Raw genomic sequence first — 17,244 nt, 5'->3', positions numbered from 1 at the left:
CGTCAGGCTCATAACCTGAAGGTCGTAGGTTCAAATCCTACCCCCGCAACCAAATTCCTACGCGTTATCAAACGCTTGAACGCCGCCCTCCGGGGCGGCGTTTGCGTTTCCACCGCCCGTGGAAGCACTGTGGAAGCAAGAGGGGCCGAAGTCGTACATATCGCTTCGCAAATCGGCACGGTCCGAAATGAGTGCAGCATGAGCGGCACCCCTCACGGGAAGATCCTCTCGCAGGCTGACCGATGTGCACGCGACAGCGCCTCTGGATCGATCCCAAGCCGATCAGCGTACTGGATGCTCATGCCGTCCATCACATCGGTGATCGACGCCGCGAGCAATTCGTCCTTCGAGAGGTGCGTCCTGCGATAGACCTGGTCCATCAGGGGAAGGATGTGGCGCTGTATCTTGGTGCGTTCGCCTGGTGAGAGCCGTGCGCACAGGCAGGCATGCATGCACCAGAAGCAGGTGGCCCAGCATTCGAGTAAGTCGGCAGGAAGTTGGTCGTGGACGCTGTCGAGCTTCAAGCTTCGTATCGCGGGCTTTGACCCGCCGAAGACTTTGAAGATCAGCCGTCCGAGAACGTAGGGCCAACTGTTGGCATCGCCCTCCACGGGCAGAACCTGCAAGCTTGTCCGATCCTTCGGCTTTTCGCCTGCCTTGTCTGTGCCTCTCCAGGAGGCGGCACAGATGATCATCAGTAGGGCGCGAAGCCGCAGAAAATCGCGGGACGAAAGGCTGCCACTCTCCTGCTTGAGCTCGATGCGCTTTGCGAAGTCCGCGGCCGCCTTCACAAGCTGATCCTTCGTCGCCTTCGCCCGACGAGCGTTGCGACGCTGCTCTTCCTCGCCTCCGTCCGGAACTGGCCGCGAAGTCGGTTTGGCCGCGAACTCCTCCCCTGCCGCCATCGCGGCTTCGGCGTTCTGGGTCTCGTCCCCGAGATCGAAGGCAGCCTTCAGGGCATCCTCGTCGTTTTCATCGACCGGCGTTACGAGCGAGTTCAACCCGACGATCCGGTTCAGGAAGCCGCGGACGATAGATACGTCGCTGCCGCCGAGGCTGTTGTGTTGAACATGCCCCGATTGGTGTGGCCGACGACCAGCGATGAAGTCGTCGTAGCTCAGTTGGCGATGCTTCTGGCCGCCTTCATCCGTTTCCTTTCGAGCCTTCGGGATGGAGACGCCTTCGCCGTGCCCGTCGGCATCGCGATCTTCGATCTTCTCGAGCAAGTCCTGCACTTCGAGCAAAGCGAGGGTGGCTTCTGTTTCGCCGTCCAGCTGAGCGAGCGCATTCTCCGTTTGTCGTGAGTGTGTTTCTCGAATTGCGATCTGCAGGGCATCGATGTGCGTGATGATCCCTGGCGTGAAATCCTGCGGCCCGATCAGTCGTGCGAAGGCCGGAAGGTCATCGGTTGCCTTAATCTGGAAGCGGATTCTCCGATGATCAGCACCTTCGAGTCGTGTCGGGTTGCTGACCAGCGGCGCGCCGGAAGCAGCCAGCAATTCGACTTCATATGCCTCGGGTGCCCCGATTTGCGCAGCTGGTCGCCAGCTCAGCGTGTCGCCGTGAACCGCGAAAATGCCCGGGTGACTCTGCGAGAGGGCGTCGAACGGGATGTCGTCTTCGACGCGCAGCGGCGGCAGCTTCTCAGCCTCAATTCGCCTCTCGGGCGTGAGCACCTTCTCCAGCCCCAATTCCGAAACAGCCCGACCTGGCGGCAGCTGCCGGTATAGGCTTGCCTCGCTGTTGGAGCCTGATGTGTTCCCAGTGCCAAGAGCTGCAACCGTGCAGTTCGCGCTGCCGATCAAGAGGTGGTCCGCCGTATCGGTTTGCGCGATCAGAGCTTTGGCATGGATGAAGCGACTGCCCCCAAAGCCGTCCCGGCGATAGAGCGTGATGCCGGAAATGCTCCCTGTCGCATCCCGCGGGAACAACCCGGTGTCTGTGTCGATGAGCACAGCGATTGCCCGTGGGCGAAGCCGCTCAGCAAGAGCCGACAAGGCTCCGAGCCGCTCATCCCAATAGGGGCTGATCACGATCAGGCGTTTCACTTCGCCGTCGATCTCGCGGGCGAAGCGGGCGCCTATGCCCTCGGCTGAGTTTGAAAGTAGGAGCGCTGCCCTTGTTCCATCGCCAAGCTCGACAGGTCCCTCGGCAGGTACTGCAGAACGCAACCAGGCAGCGCGGGCGAGCATCCACTCGAACTGCGTCGGAAGCATCGGGTCAGCCGGATCGATAAGGCTGGAGAGGTAGCGATAGGCTTGGGCGATCAGACGCTGCGCGCCGTCATCTTCAACTCCAGAAGTGAGAAGCGAGACGAGTTCTAGATTTCCAGCGAGGCCTGCTGCCGTCAGGTTGGCAGACCCGATAAACAGGCGACCACCCTGACGTCCGATCTGCAAGAACAGCTTTGGGTGAAAGAGGCCCGCAACTTGCGCTCCAGAGGCGGTGTAGAGTCTTCCCGCTTGCCTTGGCAGCGGCGACGCTCCGCCAAGTGCATGAGTCAGCATGCGTGCGTCAGCGAGGACCATGTTGTTGCGGCAACCGGCCCCCCGGATGCGTGGCAGTACGATGTTCTCGTAGGCATCGAAGTCGATACCGAAGGTCGTGGCGATGCTGCTGTGATAGCCCTTGTCGGCGAAGCGTTCGTACAGCCTCATGAATAGATGGCCTCTCGCCCCGCCTCGGTGAGGCCGGTGTTGCCCAGCAGTCCAATATCTTTGAGGAAGGTAATGGCGGGGCCCAGCCGCGGATTGGTGAAGACCGGACCGTCCTTCTCCCGGAGCCGCAGCTTACCGTCATCGGACTCGATCAGGAACGTATAGTCTCCTTGGTGGCGCAGCTTTCGCAAGGCAACCCACAGATGCCGACGGATCACCCGCTCTTCCAGAACGCGCTCGATCGTCTGCCCAAATGGGGCCTCGCGATGCCGATCGAGGAATCGCGTTTCACTTAGCAGCGACCGGAAGGCGTCTGGATTGAAGCCGCCGAGTGGTTCCGTCAGGTCCGCCCCCACCAGGTCAATCCTCCGATGCAGTATGGCAAGCAGGCGAACGGCCTTTGCTGCCGTTTCCGGCGTACATATCCGCGCGTCGTCACGGCCGGCCCGAATGATCTCATTGGTTAGCGAAACCTCGGAGTCGGGATCGCTTGCATCGAAGGCGTTCGAAGCAGGCTCCAACCCCTCAAGCAGGGCCGACCAAGTTTCCGGCACAGGTGAAATTTCTGATAGAATGTGTTGCGCACAGCGGCCGATCAGTCGCTCCATTCCCAGACCAGAGGGATAATCACCCAACGTATCGAGCGTGAACTTCAGCAGCGCCTCATGCGCGATGTGGCACAGATCATTTGCGTGATAGACCCACCATCGCGACCGCTGCGCTTCGAGCGATGGATCGTCGAGGCTCAGGATGTTTCCTTGCTGATCGTGACCCGCGTAGAGCACCCATCGAACTTCATCGGCTCGGGGCTCCCGCTCCAGGAAGTCCGCCACCTTGAGGATCAGCAGGATGCTCAGCTTGCGCGCCAGCGCCCCGCTCGACGGAGCGCTGGCGCGTGACAGCAGGATTGCTTCGTAGAATTTCTGCTCCGTGCTCTCGCGGGCAATCCGTGAAGGCAGCAAGGGAGCGAGTTCGTCGAGCTCGTCGTGATTGACCGATCCAAGCTTGATCAGCCTGAAATAGAGCTCAGCCCGTGAACCGAGCGAGTGTTCGAAGGCCTGAGCAAGTCCCTCGCCAAGGTCCTTGCTGGGCAGCGGAATCTCATGGTCGTCGGAGCGGTCGAAGATGCCGATGTCAAAGAGCTGACTGCGATAGGCTGCGCCGAAGGCGCCCCAGGCCTGTTTCAGGTAGTAGGCCTCGCTGCCAGGCTCGGCAGCCTCCTTGAAATCGATGGTGTCGTCGGGCGCCTCTTCGAGCGTTCTCGTGGCCCAGTCCGTTCCGGCGACGCCGGGCTCACCTCCATGGTGCGTTGCGACGAGCGCATAAAGCGCTTCAGCACGCCTTACGTGCCGCTTCCAGTTGTTCGGGTCGGTATCACCGATCTCCTTGGCATAACGCTGCGCCAGCCAAGCATAGAGCCCATAGTAGCGCATCCGCAGCGTCACGTTCGATATGCCGGGCAAAAGCGACTGGTAGAGGTTTACGCTACTGTTTTGCATCCCGAGCGGGTCGAGACCGTTCTTCTTGCGGTACTCGGTCCACTCGGGAAAGGCGATGAGATCCTGATTTTCGGCCGGCTCGTTCAACGTTCTCAATTCCTGTTCCGAAATTTCCTCGTTCCCGATGCTTTTTCCCACCTGCCTTCTCCGCACGACCGGATTCGGCAGCTCTCTGAATCACAGGGGCTCTGTTCCCCGGCTGAGTATGCTCAAGTAGTCGCTGTAGACATACATCCGGCCACGCTGCTTGCCCGTCACCTCCCGCACGATGCCGAGATCCTCCAGATGCTGGATCGACTTCGCGATTGTCGGGGGCGAGATGCTCAGTCGCTGCGCCGCCGCGGGAATGCCGATGATCGGCTTCTGCTGCAGCAGCTGGTGGACCCGGAGCGCAGATGCGGCCGGGCGCCCGAGATCCTCGATCCGATGCCGATCGGCTTCGAACAGCGCGAGGATTTCGCGCGCCGCCTCTGATGCCTGAAGAGACGTCTCGGCGATACCGTCGAGGAAGAACTCCAGCCAAGTCTCCCAGTCGCCGTTCTCACGGACCTGCTGCAGGAGGTCGTAGTACTGGCGGCGATGCGTCTTGAAGTAGAGGCTGAGATATAGGATCGGCTCCTTCAGGATGCCCTGCGTGCAGAGAAGGAAGGTGATCAGTAGGCGGCCGAGACGACCGTTCCCATCGAGAAACGGATGAATGGTCTCGAACTGCACATGGACCAGCCCGGCCTTGATGAGGGTCGGCATCTCCGGCGTGTCGGCATGGATGAACGCCTCCAGGTCCGACAAGAGGTCGAGAACGTTCTCGGGGGGCGGCGGGACGAACAGCGCATTGCCCGGTCGTGTTCCGCCGATCCAGTTTTGCGAACGTCGGAACTCTCCCGGCTGCTTCGTGCTCCCGCGTCCCTTCTCGAGAAGGATTCCGTGGATCTCCCGGATCAGGCGCAGAGAAAGCGGAAATCCTTCGCGGATTCTGTCGAGGCCATGGTTCATGGCGGCGACGTAATTGGAAACCTCCTGCACGTCGTCGAGGGGAACGCCCGGCGCTTCCTCGCTCTCAAAGAGCAGCAGGTCGGACAGCGACGACTGCGTGCCCTCGATCTGCGAGGACAGCAGCGCCTCCTTTCGAACGTACATGTAGAGGAAGAGCGGGGTGTCGGGCAGGATGGAGGTCACGCCATCGAGCCGGCCGATCGCGCGGTTCGCGCGCTCGAGCTGACGGTATAGCCGGTCCATCCTCACTGGCGGGGCTGGCGGCAACGGGGGAGGCACGAATGCCTCCGCGCGTTCGCCCGCGGTCGAGATGGCGACGCGCTGACCCAACCGTGATGGCTCCGGTGCTAACGCCATGGTTGAAAAAGGATCCTTTCCTTGGCAGGCTGTCTGAGAAAGGATATCGCATATTCCTTTCTTTGTCGTGGTTCTAACGGAAGGTTCCTTTTCTTGTCGAGTGCTCATTCCCCCTGTCCGCGCCAGATCCGGTCCGGGCGCACCCTCTGAACCGGTGGCGCGATGGGACATCAGCGCCTCGGAAAACTCCCCACCCACCAATACCTGCCGGACATCGTCAGGTATCTGGTGACCGGCGGCACGCCCACCGCGCACTTGGTGGAACAGATCACCGAAGTGGGGCGGGATGCACTGAAGCGCGCCCTGAAGGATCCTGTGTTCGTTGAAGCGTTGTGGCTGCTCATCAGGTTGCCGCAGGCGGCCGCGTCGAGGGACTTCGGGGCGGCTCTCGCCGAGATCGGCATGGGCGCACAGCGGCCGACGTCAGTCGCGGAACTGATGGTTGCCTTCGACAATGCGCTGGAGCGCGTGCAGCGGCGCGAACATCGGGATGCCACGGACCTTGGCGAGATCGCCCGTCAGGCAGCACTTACCGCGCTCGGCGATGCTGTGCGAGCCGGGATGCCAATGTGGTCCCCCACGGCGGACGATGTGCAGGCATCGGTGGCTGCACTGAGGTCACCCGAGAAGTTCGGCGCTCTGGCCCACCACTTCCACGCAAATACCGTGGAGCGCGTCATCCACTACTATGTCGATCGAAACCTGCATGAACTCGTCGGCGCCGATCGCGTTGTGTCCTCGGTCCACGATCTCGCCACATACGATTCAGCGATACGCCGCCATTGCATGGAAGCCGCGCTGATCATGCGCGCCTTCGCCAGAGACTGGCTCGGCAAGAACCAGTATCGGGACGGCAAGGACATATCGAAGAACGACGCTCGTAAATTCTCGGCGTACGCCGTCGAAAAGATCAGTATCGAGCTCAAGAACAGGAAGGGGCCAAAGTGAAACGGTGCCTGATTGAATGCGGCGTGCGGCAGGTATCCGAAGAGGGCGCTCTCGCGATGAACGTGAGCGACCCCGGCAAGAACGTCAATCTGAGGATCGACTCCATCAGCCGCTCGATGGTCGGGAACATCCCCGACCTTCTGATCGATCTTCTGGAGATCGCGGCATACGTCTACTGCGTCGATCAGCGCGTCAAGCGCGGGACTGAGATGCTTATGGATTACGGGAAGGATTGGCGCCGCAGTCTGACCTTCTCGATCCCTGTGCGCCATCCCGAGATCTGGAATGGGGAAGAGGTGCAGGAACTGCTGGTCGAAACCCTCGGCTTCCTCTCCGACGACAGCTATGCATTCCGGTTCCGCAAGGCCGAAGCGCCGGTTCAGCCGCGCGATCCCTACTTCCACGAACTCCTCGATACTTTCCAGGAGAACGACGAGGTGGCGCTGTTCTCGGGCGGCGTCGATTCCTTCGCCGGCGCGGTCAACGACATCGTCACGCTGGGCAAGTCTGTCACCTTGGTTGGCCACTGGTCGGTGCCGAAAGTCCAGAATGTCCAGGCGACCCTGGTCGACGCGTTGAAGCAGCGCGGCTACGGGCGGCGGCTGTCTTACGTCCCGGTGTGGGTTTCGAACACGGACATCAAGCCGGCCGAGTACACCCAGAGAACCCGATCATTTCTCTTCGCGTGCATCGGGCTGGTCGTGGCGCGGATGTCCGGGAAGGATGGTTTCAGTTTCTACGAGAACGGGGTTGTCAGCATCAACCCGCCGCTGGCGGGGGACGTGGTCGGCGGCCGAGCCACGCGCACCACGCACCCCAAGGTACTCCGTGGTCTCGAGGACTTGTTCTCGACCCTCCTCGACCGCCAGATCGAGATCCGGACCCCGCTCCAGTGGCTCACCAAGAAGGAGGTCACCGAAACGATAGCAGCCGCGGGCATGGCTGACATGATCGGGTCCACGGTGAGTTGTACCCGCACGCACAGTCGGACGAGAAGGCACACGCACTGCGGAGTATGTTCGCAATGCATCGATCGAAGGTTCGCTGTCTTGGCTGCGGGAATGGCCGATCATGATCCCGCCGACCAATACAAGAAGGATCTACTCCTGAGCGATCGAAGCGTTGATGACAGCCTTCGAATGGCGATGCACTACGTGTCCTTCTTCAGGAAGATCGGCTCGATGACAAAGGACCGGTTCCTTGTCGACCTTCCGGAAATTGTTTCGGCTCTTGACCACTTCCCCGATCTGTCAGCCGATGAGGCCAGCGCACATCTGTTCGATCTGTTCCAGCGGCACGCGCGATCCGTAGAAGACGTCATCGCCCGGGCCGGGAGCGAACATGCTGGCCCGCTTTTCCGAGGCGAGGTTCCCGCTGGTTCGCTTCTGGCCACTTGCTTCGCTCGTGGTGACCGTGTCGAAGTTGCTCCGAGGTCTGACTATGATGAGCATGTAACCGCTTTCGTCGACCGGCTCAGTGCTCCCACCCTCGAGTTTGCGATGGATCACGATGCCGAACAGGTGCTCTTTCACGGTGGGCACTTTCTTGGCGGCGCGAATTATCGGTTTGTGAATGCGCTGATCGAGAACTTCCGAACCGCGAAGAAGGCGCGCTCAGAGATCCCGTTCAAGCCGCCCCACACTGTGGCAGCGGAAATTGGCGCAGATGCGAAACAAGGCGTGGGTGATCAGTCTATGCGCCAGCAGTTGCACAGGTTGCGGAAGGCACTCGAACCGCTGGCGGTGTCGCTCGGGATTCCGCTGGACCAGGACAGTTTCATCGAGACCAAGGAACGCGCTGGATACCGCCTCAACCCGGCGTGGCGTGAGATTTCCGTCGGCGACATTCAGCCCTCGAATCCGGCAGCGTCACAGGGATAGCCCCCCGACGTCACAGGCCAACGCGCACAACGTCACAGTCTGCCCAGCGAAGCCCCGATTTTTCGGGGCTTTTTTCTTGTCTGCACGTCACAAGAAAATCCGGGCGTGATCATATACGTAGAGCCGCAAAGCATTGAAATTGTTCGTGTATCCGGGCGCACCAACGTGCCGGGGTGAACAACGGACAACTCAATGAGGTTTCGGATGTCAGTCACACATCTCAACCAGGTCGAGCTGGCGGCTCGATGGAAGATCAGCCCGCGCACGCTGGAGCGCTGGCGTTGGACCGGTGAGGGCCCCGCCTTCATCAAGATCGGGGGGCGGGTCGTTTACCGGCTCGAGGATGTCGAGGCCTACGAGGCCAACCGGCACTGCTCGAGCACGGCCGACAAGCCCGCCGTGAAGCTGGCGTGAGGGGGTGGTCATGACGATCCCCAACCACATCACCCTCGACGATCTGCCCACCATGCCGGTCGGCGAGATCGCCGCGCAGGCGGGCGACCAGCTGGCGCTCCTGAAGCAGGAGGCCGACGAGCGGCTTCGCTCTGCGAAGACCCTCTGCGACTGGCTCGATGGCGCGATTGCGCTGAAGTACGGCGATCAGGCGCAGGAGGTGCGCCGCGGGGACGGCAAGGACACCGGCACGGTCAGGCTGCAGGACGGCCAGGTCACCGTGGTCGCCGAGCTCCCCAAGCGCATCGATTGGGATCAGGCGATGCTCGCCGGTCTGGTCGAGCGAATCCGGGCCGATGGCGCCGATCCCGCCGAGTACGTCGACATCGCGTTCAGCGTCCCCGAGCGGAAGTACACCTCCTGGCCCAAGGACATCCGCCAGGAGTTCGAGCCGGCGCGCACGGTTCGCACCGGCAAGCCGAAGTTCCGGCTGCTGCTCGGCGAGGAGGCGCGCTGATGGCCATCTCGCTCGCATCCCTGCAAACCTCGACGGCTCTGCGCCCGCCGCGCGTGCTGATCCACGGCGTCGCCGGCATCGGCAAATCCACCTTCGCAGCGTCGGCCGACGCCCCCGTGTTCGTCCTCACCGAGGACGGGCTCGGCAAGCTGCAGGTGCCGCACTTCCCCCTGGCGACGACCTACGCGGAAGTCGCCGAGGCGCTCGACGCCTTGCTCGACGAGGACCACCCCTATTCGACGGTGGTCGTCGACAGCGTGGACTGGCTGGAGCCGCTGATCTGGGCCGAGGCCTGCCGTCGCAACGGCTGGCAGTCGATCGAAAGCCCCGGTTTCGGTAAGGGCTACGCCGAGGCGCTGACCATCTGGCGCGAGTACATCGACAGGCTGAATGCGCTCCGCGACCGGAAGGGCATGGCGGTCATCCAGATCGCCCATACCGACATCAAGCGCTTCGACAGCCCCGAGCACGAACCCTACGACCGGTACGTGATCAAGCTGCAGGCCCGCGCCTCGGCGCTGCTGCAGGAGCACTCGGACGTCGTGCTCTTCGCCAACTACCGCATCTCGGTCAGCAAGTCCGACGTCGGCTTCAACAAGAAGGTGACCCGGGCGCTCGGCTCCGGTGCGCGCGTCATGCACACCGAGGAGCGCCCCGCCTTTCTCGCCAAGAACCGCTACGGCCTGCCGGAAACCCTCCCGCTCGACTGGTCGGAGTTCCTGGCCGCCATGCCCCAATCCGCCTGATTACGACCGAAAGGACAGAACCATGGCACGTTTCGACACCGCCTTTGACGCCGCCGGCATCGAGCCCACCACCGCCTATGAGATCCTGCCCGCGGGCAAGTATCGCGCCCAGATCGTAGAGAGCGAGATGCGCGTCACGAAGAACGGGATGGGGAAGTATCTCTGGCTGATGCTCGACATCCTCGAGGGGCCGCAGCAGGGCCGCAAGGTCTTCGACCAGCTGAACCTCGTGAACGCCAATCCGACCACGGTCGAGATCGCGCAGCGCACGCTGTCGGCGATCTGCCATGCCACGGGCAAGCTGCAGGTGAACGACAGCGAGGAGCTGCACCTGATCCCGATGACGATCCAGGTTGGCGTGAAGCCCCCGAAAGACGGCTACGGCGAGCGCAACACGATCCGTTACATGGTGCCGGAGGCCCCGACGCAGGCGACCCCGCCCAAGCCCGCCGCCACGCAGCCGGCCACCGCGCCCGCTCAGGCGTCCGCCCGCCCGGCCACCGCGCCCTGGAACCGCAAGAGCTGACGCCCTCGGCCGCCGCGGGCTGAGATCCGCGGCGGTCCGGACATCGCCAGACCCGAGAGACCGACCATGACCAACACCACCGACGCGGCCTGCGCGGCCGCGAACGCCCCCGGCTTGCCTGACGACACCCGGCGCCTGATCGAGATCGAGGACGCCATCGCGAAGATCCGCACGCAGATCGCGACCGCCGATCTGACGCGGCAGCGGACGGCCAGGCCGATCGACCCCGACTGGTTTCACCGCGCGCGAACGGCGCTGCGCCACCTCAACCGCGAGCGCGCCGAGATCGTCGCCCGTCAGGGCGGCCGCCGCCGGCGCGAACGGCTCAAGGACATGATCATCGCCGTACTCCGCGCACGCCATGACAGCGCCGCCTGGACCGCGGTGCTGGCGGAGGCGCGGGCGCGGCTCGAGCGGGAGGAGGCATGCTGATGGCCGAGCTTCCCGAACCCCCGACGCCGACCCTGTCCGCCATCTACGCCTCCTACGAGGCTCGGCAGGGCGACGGCTTCCGCGACCACCTCGGCGCCTCGCTGATCGGCAAGTCCTGCGCCCGCGCGCTCTGGTACGACTTCCGCTGGGCGACGCCAGCGCGGCACACCGGCCGCATCCTGCGGCTGTTCGAGACCGGCCAGCTGGAAGAGGCCCGGCTCGTCCGCGATCTGCGTGCCACCGGCGCGACAGTGCTGGAGGTCGATCCCGAGACCGGGCGCCAGTTCCGCGTCGAGGCGCATGGCGGGCATTTCGGCGGCTCGCTCGACGCCGTCGCCCTCGGGCTGCTCGAGGCGCCGAAGACCTGGCACGTCGTTGAGTTCAAGACGCACTCCGCGAAGAGCTTTGCCGAGCTCGTCGCCAAGGGCGTCGCGCTCGCCAAGCCCCAGCACGCCGCGCAGATGCAGGTGTACATGCACCTGACCGGCATCACGCGGGCGCTCTACGTCGCGGTCTGCAAGGATACCGACGCGCTGCACATCGAGCGCGTCGTGGCCGACCCCGAGATGGGCGAACGCCTGCTGGAAAAGGCGCGGCGGATCATCTTCGCCCAGCACCCGCCCGAGCGGATCAGCGCGGATCCCGCCTGGTTCGAGTGCAGGTTCTGCGACCACCACGGGCTTTGCCACGGCGAGGACGCCGCGGCCGTCACCTGCCGGTCCTGCCTGCATTCGACGCCCATCGAAGGCGGCTGGCACTGCGCGCGCCACGACCGGCTGCTCGACCCGGCCGACCAGCGCCGCGCGTGCCCCCGACACCTGTTCATCCCCGATCTCGTCCCCGGCGAGGTGACCGACGCGGGCGAGGACTTCGTCTCTTACCGCATGCACGACGGCTCGGCCTGGACCAACGACGCCCGCAAAGAGGAGGCCGCCGCATGCTGACCCTGCGCCCCTACCAGCAGGCCGCGATCGCCTCGATCTACGGCTATTTCGAGAAGGAGAGCGGCAACCCGCTCGTCGTGATCCCCACGGCCGGTGGCAAGAGCCTCGTCATGGCAGCCTTCATCGACGGCGTACTCAAGGCCTGGCCCGACCAGCGCGTGCTGGTCGTCACCCATGTCCGCGAGCTGATCGCGCAGAACCATGCCGAGATGCTGGGGCTCTGGCCCGAGGCGCCGGCGGGCATCTACTCGGCCGGGCTCGGTCGCCGCGACGCGCGGGCCCGGATCCTCTTCGCCGGGATCCAGTCGATCCACGACAAGGCGACGCGCATCGGCCATGCCGATCTGGTGCTGATCGACGAGGCCCATCTGATCCCCGGCCGGTCGAACACCATGTATCGCCGCTTCCTCAATGACCTGCAGCAGGCTTGCGTCTCCGCTTGCGACCGCCGCGTCGATGTTTTCGAAGTGCATGAGCCCAAGTGCTGTCCGAGCGACCTCGCTGATCGCTTCTGGATTATCCATCAGGCGCGTAAGAACACCGGCCCCTCCCTCCGTGGCTTCGTAGGCAAGGATGGCGCGGCGGTTATCACGAGCTGGAAGCGGCTCGCTTAGGATCTCGCCTTCTTCAAGCTGGTAGACGACCTCGATCCCCCGCAAGAGCGCATGTTGAACGGTGGTGATCGTGCTTGGGTCGAAGTTTTCCGGTTTCTTTAAGCGGAACAGAAGCGCGTTCTTGCGGTCCCTTACGATCGGCACGATCCGGACTGGCTTGACTACATCGGGCGGAGCGTCGGTCTCCGCATCCTCGTCCTCAGATTTTGCCCAGTAGCCTGTACGGGGATCGATATTGAAGCCGAAAACCGTCTGGTCCTTTCGGCGCTTCAGACCCTTGTTCAGACGACTAATCTCGGCGCTGTTGGCGTATTGCAGTGCGAGCAGAGAAGTCTCGCCGCATTTGAATTCCGCGTTCGTGACCTGTAGCTGATCGTCCTTCTTCGGCCACGAAAATACGGTCTGGATGTCGAAGCCCTGTCGCACGCGCTCTTCATCGTTCGCGGTGATGCGTTCAGTGGGTGCGGCTTCCACATTGTCGATGCGAAGCGTGCGCTTGATGGGCACCTCTCCGGCCATGTGTGCGTCGCAGCCATGGCAGCGCTCTACCTCTCCTTCGTGGCAGGCTCCGCAGTTGGCGCATATGTAGATGTCTTTGGTCGCGAGTTCCGATCCGTCGCCTTCGCGAACCTCTGGAGGGAGCTTTGCCTTCATCACCCGGTAGGCGCGACCTTCGTGGTAGATCAGACTGCGCGGTCCAAATTCCGATATCGCAAGAAAGCGCGCGCGAGAGAGGAACGAGCCGGTTTTTCCCTCGCCAGGCACGAATGCATAGAGCGGCAGGCGCGGGAAATTGTAGCCGGGAAGGAAGCCCTCCGTCGCGAGGTAGCGGTACGAGTAGAAGTCTGATCCGTTCGATGCCTTTCCTTGTTCCAGGATCGCAATCTGGTCGCTGGCCTGCATCTGTGCGGCCTTGATTTTGCGGCGGTCGCCAGCCGAGAGCCCTGTTATCTCTGATCGGGCGTTGGCTTCGGCCAGTTGAGTGCGAGCAGAATTGTAGAGCTCGCGCCAACGGTCAAACGCTCGATCGAACTCCTTGGGAGCGTTCATTGCCACGTGAAGCACAAACTCTTCCGGATCGTCCATCCAGACAGGCAGCGCTCCTTGATCAGCGGCCAAAATCTGCTCGAGCACCCGCTGCATTGGTGCGCGCGCGCGGGAGACAAGATCCGATTTGGAAATGGTGGTCAGGATCTCTTCCTTCAGCGGATAGCGGTCGCCACCAAGGTCGAGGATATCCGGAATGTCTGGTTTGAGTGCCAGGCGGCTCTCAGCAAGCCAAACCGCGTGCAGGTGCGAACGCACCAGTTCTTCGTTCGTTATGTCCAAAGCTGGTGGCCGCACGACGCCCGCCACCATGTCATTGCGACGCTCGAAGAAGTACTGGTCGTGTGGAGAGCCCGATGCGCAGTACGTCACCACAACCGCTGCCTGGCCAGACCGGCCCGAGCGGCCAGCACGCTGTGCGTAGTTGGCGGGTGTCGGGGGGACGTTCCTTAGATAGACCGCATTGAGCGCGGAGATGTCGACCCCAAGCTCCATGGTCGGCGAGCAGAACATCGCTGGAAGGAACTGGTCGGATTCCCCGGTGGTCTTGATTTCGGTCCGAAACTCCGAGGTACTGAGGTTTTCGAGGTCGTCGTCTTCATACCTGAACCGCCACTCGCGCCATTCACGCTGCCTTTGGGAAACCTGCGCGGTGTGCTCGCGCCCCTCCAGCCCCCAATAGGCGCTGTGACCCGATGCCAGATCGTCCGCAATCGATGCGTACAGATCGTGGAAGTATCGGTTTCCCCGTTTGCTCTTGTCGGAGAGCGCGGGCCCGGGGACAAGGCGGACGGCAGAGGGCGTCAGCCGCCAGCCTACGAGATCAGCGTCGAGCTCGACCGGGACAATCAAGCCCTCATCGGCGAATAGCTCAAGCAGGCGCGAGAAGAACTCGAGATAATCGTCCCGCCCGAGCTTCGTACCCAGCACGCTCTTTTTGTTGATGAGCCGCGCAATGCGGGAGTTGTGACCGGCGCGAAGGAGTGTTTGTTCCTCACGAAGTCCCACGGCGTTCTTGCCTGGTGCGCGCAGAAGCAGCGACGACCTCCCGCGCGGGTTCTCCTTGGCATCTATCGCCCACGGAGCGCGCAACAGCGACCGCGATTTCTGCGCGACGCCGTCCAGGACAGTCAGGTCCAAGGCTTCCGTGTTGACAGTAAGGCCTTCGAGCATTGCGCCCAGCACGGTCTCTAGCAGGATGGCTCTCTGCTCTTCGGATTGATCGCCGAGCTCGGGCAAGACTGTCATCAGCCTCTCTCGGTCTGCTGCCATGTCGGCGACGCCGACGAAGTCAACATCGAGAAGCTTCAGAACGGAGAGGCTGGGGTTGGTGTAGCGCCAACCCCTGCGGAGATCAGTCCACACTCGATGAGCGAGAACCTTTGCGAGTGCGCGCTGGGCGTCTTCCCGAATAACGGCGCCAGCCGAAGGATCGAGCATCCAGTGGGCGCGCGCCTCCTTGTTTGCAGACGTGAAGCCAAGCGCCTTGACGGCGCTCAGACCGAACTCATCCTCCGTCAGGCCCTCGGGCCCTGCTGCAATTATCGCTCGCAGAATGGCCCCACGGAGAAGGCTCACGAACAGAAAATCGTTGAAGTGGCCGGACTGAAGCGCCGCGTCTTGCCGATTGTCCGTGAACCCCAGCAGCTTTCGCTTCGTTTTCGGAACACCGCTCGTCGGCTTGTTCATCCACTCGAGAGCGCTGGAAACGAGAAGCGTCGTTGCGGAGCTCCGCCCTTCCCCGGACAGGCCGGCCAGCTTGCTCCGCTCGCGCATCCCCTGATTGGGCTCGTCCTTGCAGCAGAGGCAGAATGCAAACTTCCCGGGGATGAACCAGAACTCCTTGCCACCAGCGCCATGGCGACCGTCTGGCGTCACCACATAGGAGATGGGCGCGCGCTTCTTGCGATAGGATCGAAGCCGCTCGATGCCGTTGCGCTCTTCTAGCCAGCTCTCGGGATAGCCGCTCAACTCGCCATCGAATGCGAAATCGGGATCATTGGCCGGAGCCGGACAGAGATATCCCGCCACATCATCATCGTCTTCGGTTTCCAGCGGTGTATCGTCGATGTTGCGGGGGAGAAACCTGATGTGACCGTCGTCTTCGTTCTTCGTGACGACGTGGTATTCGTGTCCGCAGTTTCTGCAGAAGCGTGTTGGGTAAAGCCGGTTGCCCGGAGCATCGGGATCCTCGAGCTGACCCTCGAACAAAACGGTGCGTGGCTTGTCCGTAAGCGTGGTGAAGATCTCGCCCGCGCCGGAAATGAACCTGTGCAATTTGAATGCGAGGAACGCTCCGTCCCCGGTCCCACCGCGCTGATCTTCGGGGAGGCTTACCAGCGTCAGGAAGCCTTCGAGCTGCTTCCGACAATGCTCTGCGTCGACACCAGTGTCTTCGGCCAGCCGCTTGACGGCGTCCTCGAAGGGGATGGGCTTCTTTCGTTTCAGCTCCAGCCCGTCATCGAGTCCGAGCGCAAGCTCCGCCCATACCGCGAGCGGATGCTTCCCGAGCTGCTCGTCGTCCAAGCCCGCCGGGAGAGGCTTTCGCACCACATCAGCCAGTGCGGCGGTCGCTTGCGCAAGGGTGATAGTGTCGTCAGTAGCCCGTTGCAGGGACTCATCTATTACGGCATCCGGGCCGATCTCGGAGCCAAAGAGCCTGGTCGCAACTTTGGCCACGGCGACCGCTCGGCTTTCTTCGGTGCCTTCTGAAGCCATCGTCGCCGACGTTCCGATGCAGATCGGAGCTTTGTCAGGGGAGCAGCGGTCGCGCAGCCGCCGAACGAGCACCGCCACATCTGCGCCTTGGCGCCCTCTGTAGGTGTGGAGCTCGTCGAGGATGATGAATTCAAGGCCAGTCGCGTTCTTGACGACCTGAGCGTCCAGATCGTCTTGGCGGGTCAGCAGGAGTTCCGCCATCATGTAGTTCGTGAGCAGGATATCTGGCGGATTGGCCGCGATCCGTTGACGTTCCTCTTGGCTTTCTTGCCCCGTGTAGCGTTTGACAACAGGCTTCAGGGCGTCAGGAAGCCCTGACTGTCCGATGAATTTGTCGATTTCCTTCATCTGGCTGTTTGCCAGAGCATTCATCGGATAGACGATGATTGCGCGGGTTTTTCGAGGCTTGCCGGCACGCAGCGCCCGAATGATGGCGTCGACAACTGGCACGAAGAAGCACAAGGACTTGCCGGAGCCGGTTCCTGTCGTGACGACAAAGCTCTTTCCGGATTTCGCCTTGGCAATCGACTCCGCCTGGTGTCGATGGAGTCGGAGAGGCTTCTCGCTGAACCGGAAAACCTTTCCAGTTCCCTCGTCCAGATCACCAGAAGCGACCAGGTCATCCACGCTGGGACCCGAAAGATACCTAGGGTTCAAGGAGAGGAGAGCATCGGGCCAGAACCGACCGGCATCATACTGCGCATCTATCGCCGCCCGAAGATCTTCGGAGCGAATGCTGCTGAAAGAGCGGGAAAAACGCTCGTATGAACTGATCACGTGGTGATCGAACTCAAACGCTCTCATGAAAGCTCCTGCGGGCTGCGGGCAGCACCATTCATCCCAAAGACGGCCTGACGGTTCAAAAGAACGATCTGCTGATCCTGCGGTCTTCGGGCTGCCGGATCGGTGTCTAGTCCGAGCCGCCTGAGCGCGTAGTAGAGGAGCGCGCGCCTCACCTTGATCTTCGCCTTGC

At 62.5% G+C, this 17,244-nt stretch carries 11 protein-coding genes and 3 pseudogenes; 9 read left to right on the top strand and 5 right to left on the bottom strand.

Annotation, left to right across the window (positions count from 1 at the left end; translation table 11 throughout):
• Nucleotides 1–212: 212 nt before the first annotated feature.
• The 3 genes from V7050_RS08980 to V7050_RS08970 are packed head-to-tail and all read right to left on the bottom strand — an operon-like array spanning nucleotide 213 to nucleotide 5,479.
• Entirely contained in the window at nucleotides 213–2,657 is a 2,445-nt protein-coding gene (locus V7050_RS08980; protein WP_324375306.1) for a hypothetical protein, read from the bottom strand.
• The gene (locus tag V7050_RS08975; RefSeq protein ID WP_324375304.1) at nucleotides 2,654–4,294 is read right to left on the bottom strand and encodes a hypothetical protein; all 1,641 of its coding nucleotides are present in this window, start codon (nucleotides 4,292–4,294) and stop codon (nucleotides 2,654–2,656) included. The genes V7050_RS08980 and V7050_RS08975 overlap by 4 nt, the downstream gene beginning before the upstream one ends.
• Before the next feature lie 39 nt (nucleotides 4,295–4,333).
• Entirely contained in the window at nucleotides 4,334–5,479 is a 1,146-nt protein-coding gene (locus V7050_RS08970) for a Fic family protein (protein WP_324375302.1), read from the bottom strand.
• A 189-nt stretch (nucleotides 5,480–5,668) separates the two neighbouring features.
• Between V7050_RS08970 and V7050_RS08965 the strand changes: the two genes are divergently transcribed.
• From V7050_RS08965 to V7050_RS21030, 9 genes and pseudogenes are all read left to right on the top strand, one after another.
• Nucleotides 5,669–6,454 (top strand): hypothetical protein, encoded by a 786-nt coding sequence (locus tag V7050_RS08965; RefSeq protein WP_324375300.1) that lies wholly within the window; start codon nucleotides 5,669–5,671, stop codon nucleotides 6,452–6,454.
• 56 nt (nucleotides 6,455–6,510) lie between these two features.
• On the top strand, nucleotides 6,511–8,334 hold the full coding sequence (locus tag V7050_RS08960) for a 7-cyano-7-deazaguanine synthase (protein ID WP_324375298.1): 1,824 nt from the start codon (nucleotides 6,511–6,513) through the stop codon (nucleotides 8,332–8,334).
• A 204-nt stretch (nucleotides 8,335–8,538) separates the two neighbouring features.
• Nucleotides 8,539–8,748 (top strand): helix-turn-helix transcriptional regulator, encoded by a 210-nt coding sequence (locus V7050_RS08955; protein ID WP_021096360.1) that lies wholly within the window; start codon nucleotides 8,539–8,541, stop codon nucleotides 8,746–8,748.
• A 10-nt stretch (nucleotides 8,749–8,758) separates the two neighbouring features.
• Nucleotides 8,759–9,244, top strand: a complete 486-nt coding sequence (locus tag V7050_RS08950; RefSeq protein WP_324375286.1) for a hypothetical protein — start codon at nucleotides 8,759–8,761, stop codon at nucleotides 9,242–9,244.
• A complete protein-coding gene (locus V7050_RS08945; RefSeq protein ID WP_324375284.1) occupies nucleotides 9,244–9,990 on the top strand; it encodes an ATP-binding protein in 747 nt (248 codons plus the stop codon). The genes V7050_RS08950 and V7050_RS08945 overlap by 1 nt, the downstream gene beginning before the upstream one ends.
• Before the next feature lie 22 nt (nucleotides 9,991–10,012).
• On the top strand, nucleotides 10,013–10,516 hold the full coding sequence (locus tag V7050_RS08940) for a DUF669 domain-containing protein (protein WP_324375282.1): 504 nt from the start codon (nucleotides 10,013–10,015) through the stop codon (nucleotides 10,514–10,516).
• A gap of 66 nt (nucleotides 10,517–10,582) precedes the next feature.
• Nucleotides 10,583–10,948, top strand: coding sequence for a hypothetical protein (locus tag V7050_RS08935; RefSeq protein WP_324375280.1), 366 nt, complete (start codon nucleotides 10,583–10,585; stop codon nucleotides 10,946–10,948).
• Entirely contained in the window at nucleotides 10,948–11,892 is a 945-nt protein-coding gene (locus tag V7050_RS08930) for a PD-(D/E)XK nuclease family protein (RefSeq protein ID WP_324375278.1), read from the top strand. The genes V7050_RS08935 and V7050_RS08930 overlap by 1 nt, the downstream gene beginning before the upstream one ends.
• Nucleotides 11,886–12,269: pseudogene (locus V7050_RS21030) on the top strand (DEAD/DEAH box helicase); the annotation flags it as partial. The gene V7050_RS08930 and the pseudogene V7050_RS21030, both read left to right, overlap by 7 nt.
• Before the next feature lie 114 nt (nucleotides 12,270–12,383).
• Here the strand turns inward: V7050_RS21030 and V7050_RS08925 are convergent.
• Together V7050_RS08925 and V7050_RS08920 are read right to left on the bottom strand one after the other, a co-directional pair.
• Nucleotides 12,384–17,075: pseudogene (locus tag V7050_RS08925) on the bottom strand (DEAD/DEAH box helicase); the annotation flags it as partial.
• Nucleotides 17,072–17,244: pseudogene (locus V7050_RS08920) on the bottom strand (WYL domain-containing protein); the annotation flags it as partial. The pseudogenes V7050_RS08925 and V7050_RS08920, both read right to left, overlap by 4 nt.

It is taken from the genome of Amaricoccus sp. (assembly GCF_036846665.1).
Classification (GTDB): Bacteria; Pseudomonadota; Alphaproteobacteria; order Rhodobacterales; family Rhodobacteraceae; genus Amaricoccus.
The sequence above is the reverse complement of the archived record's forward strand: the minus strand, read 5'-3'. Positions and strand labels throughout refer to the sequence as shown.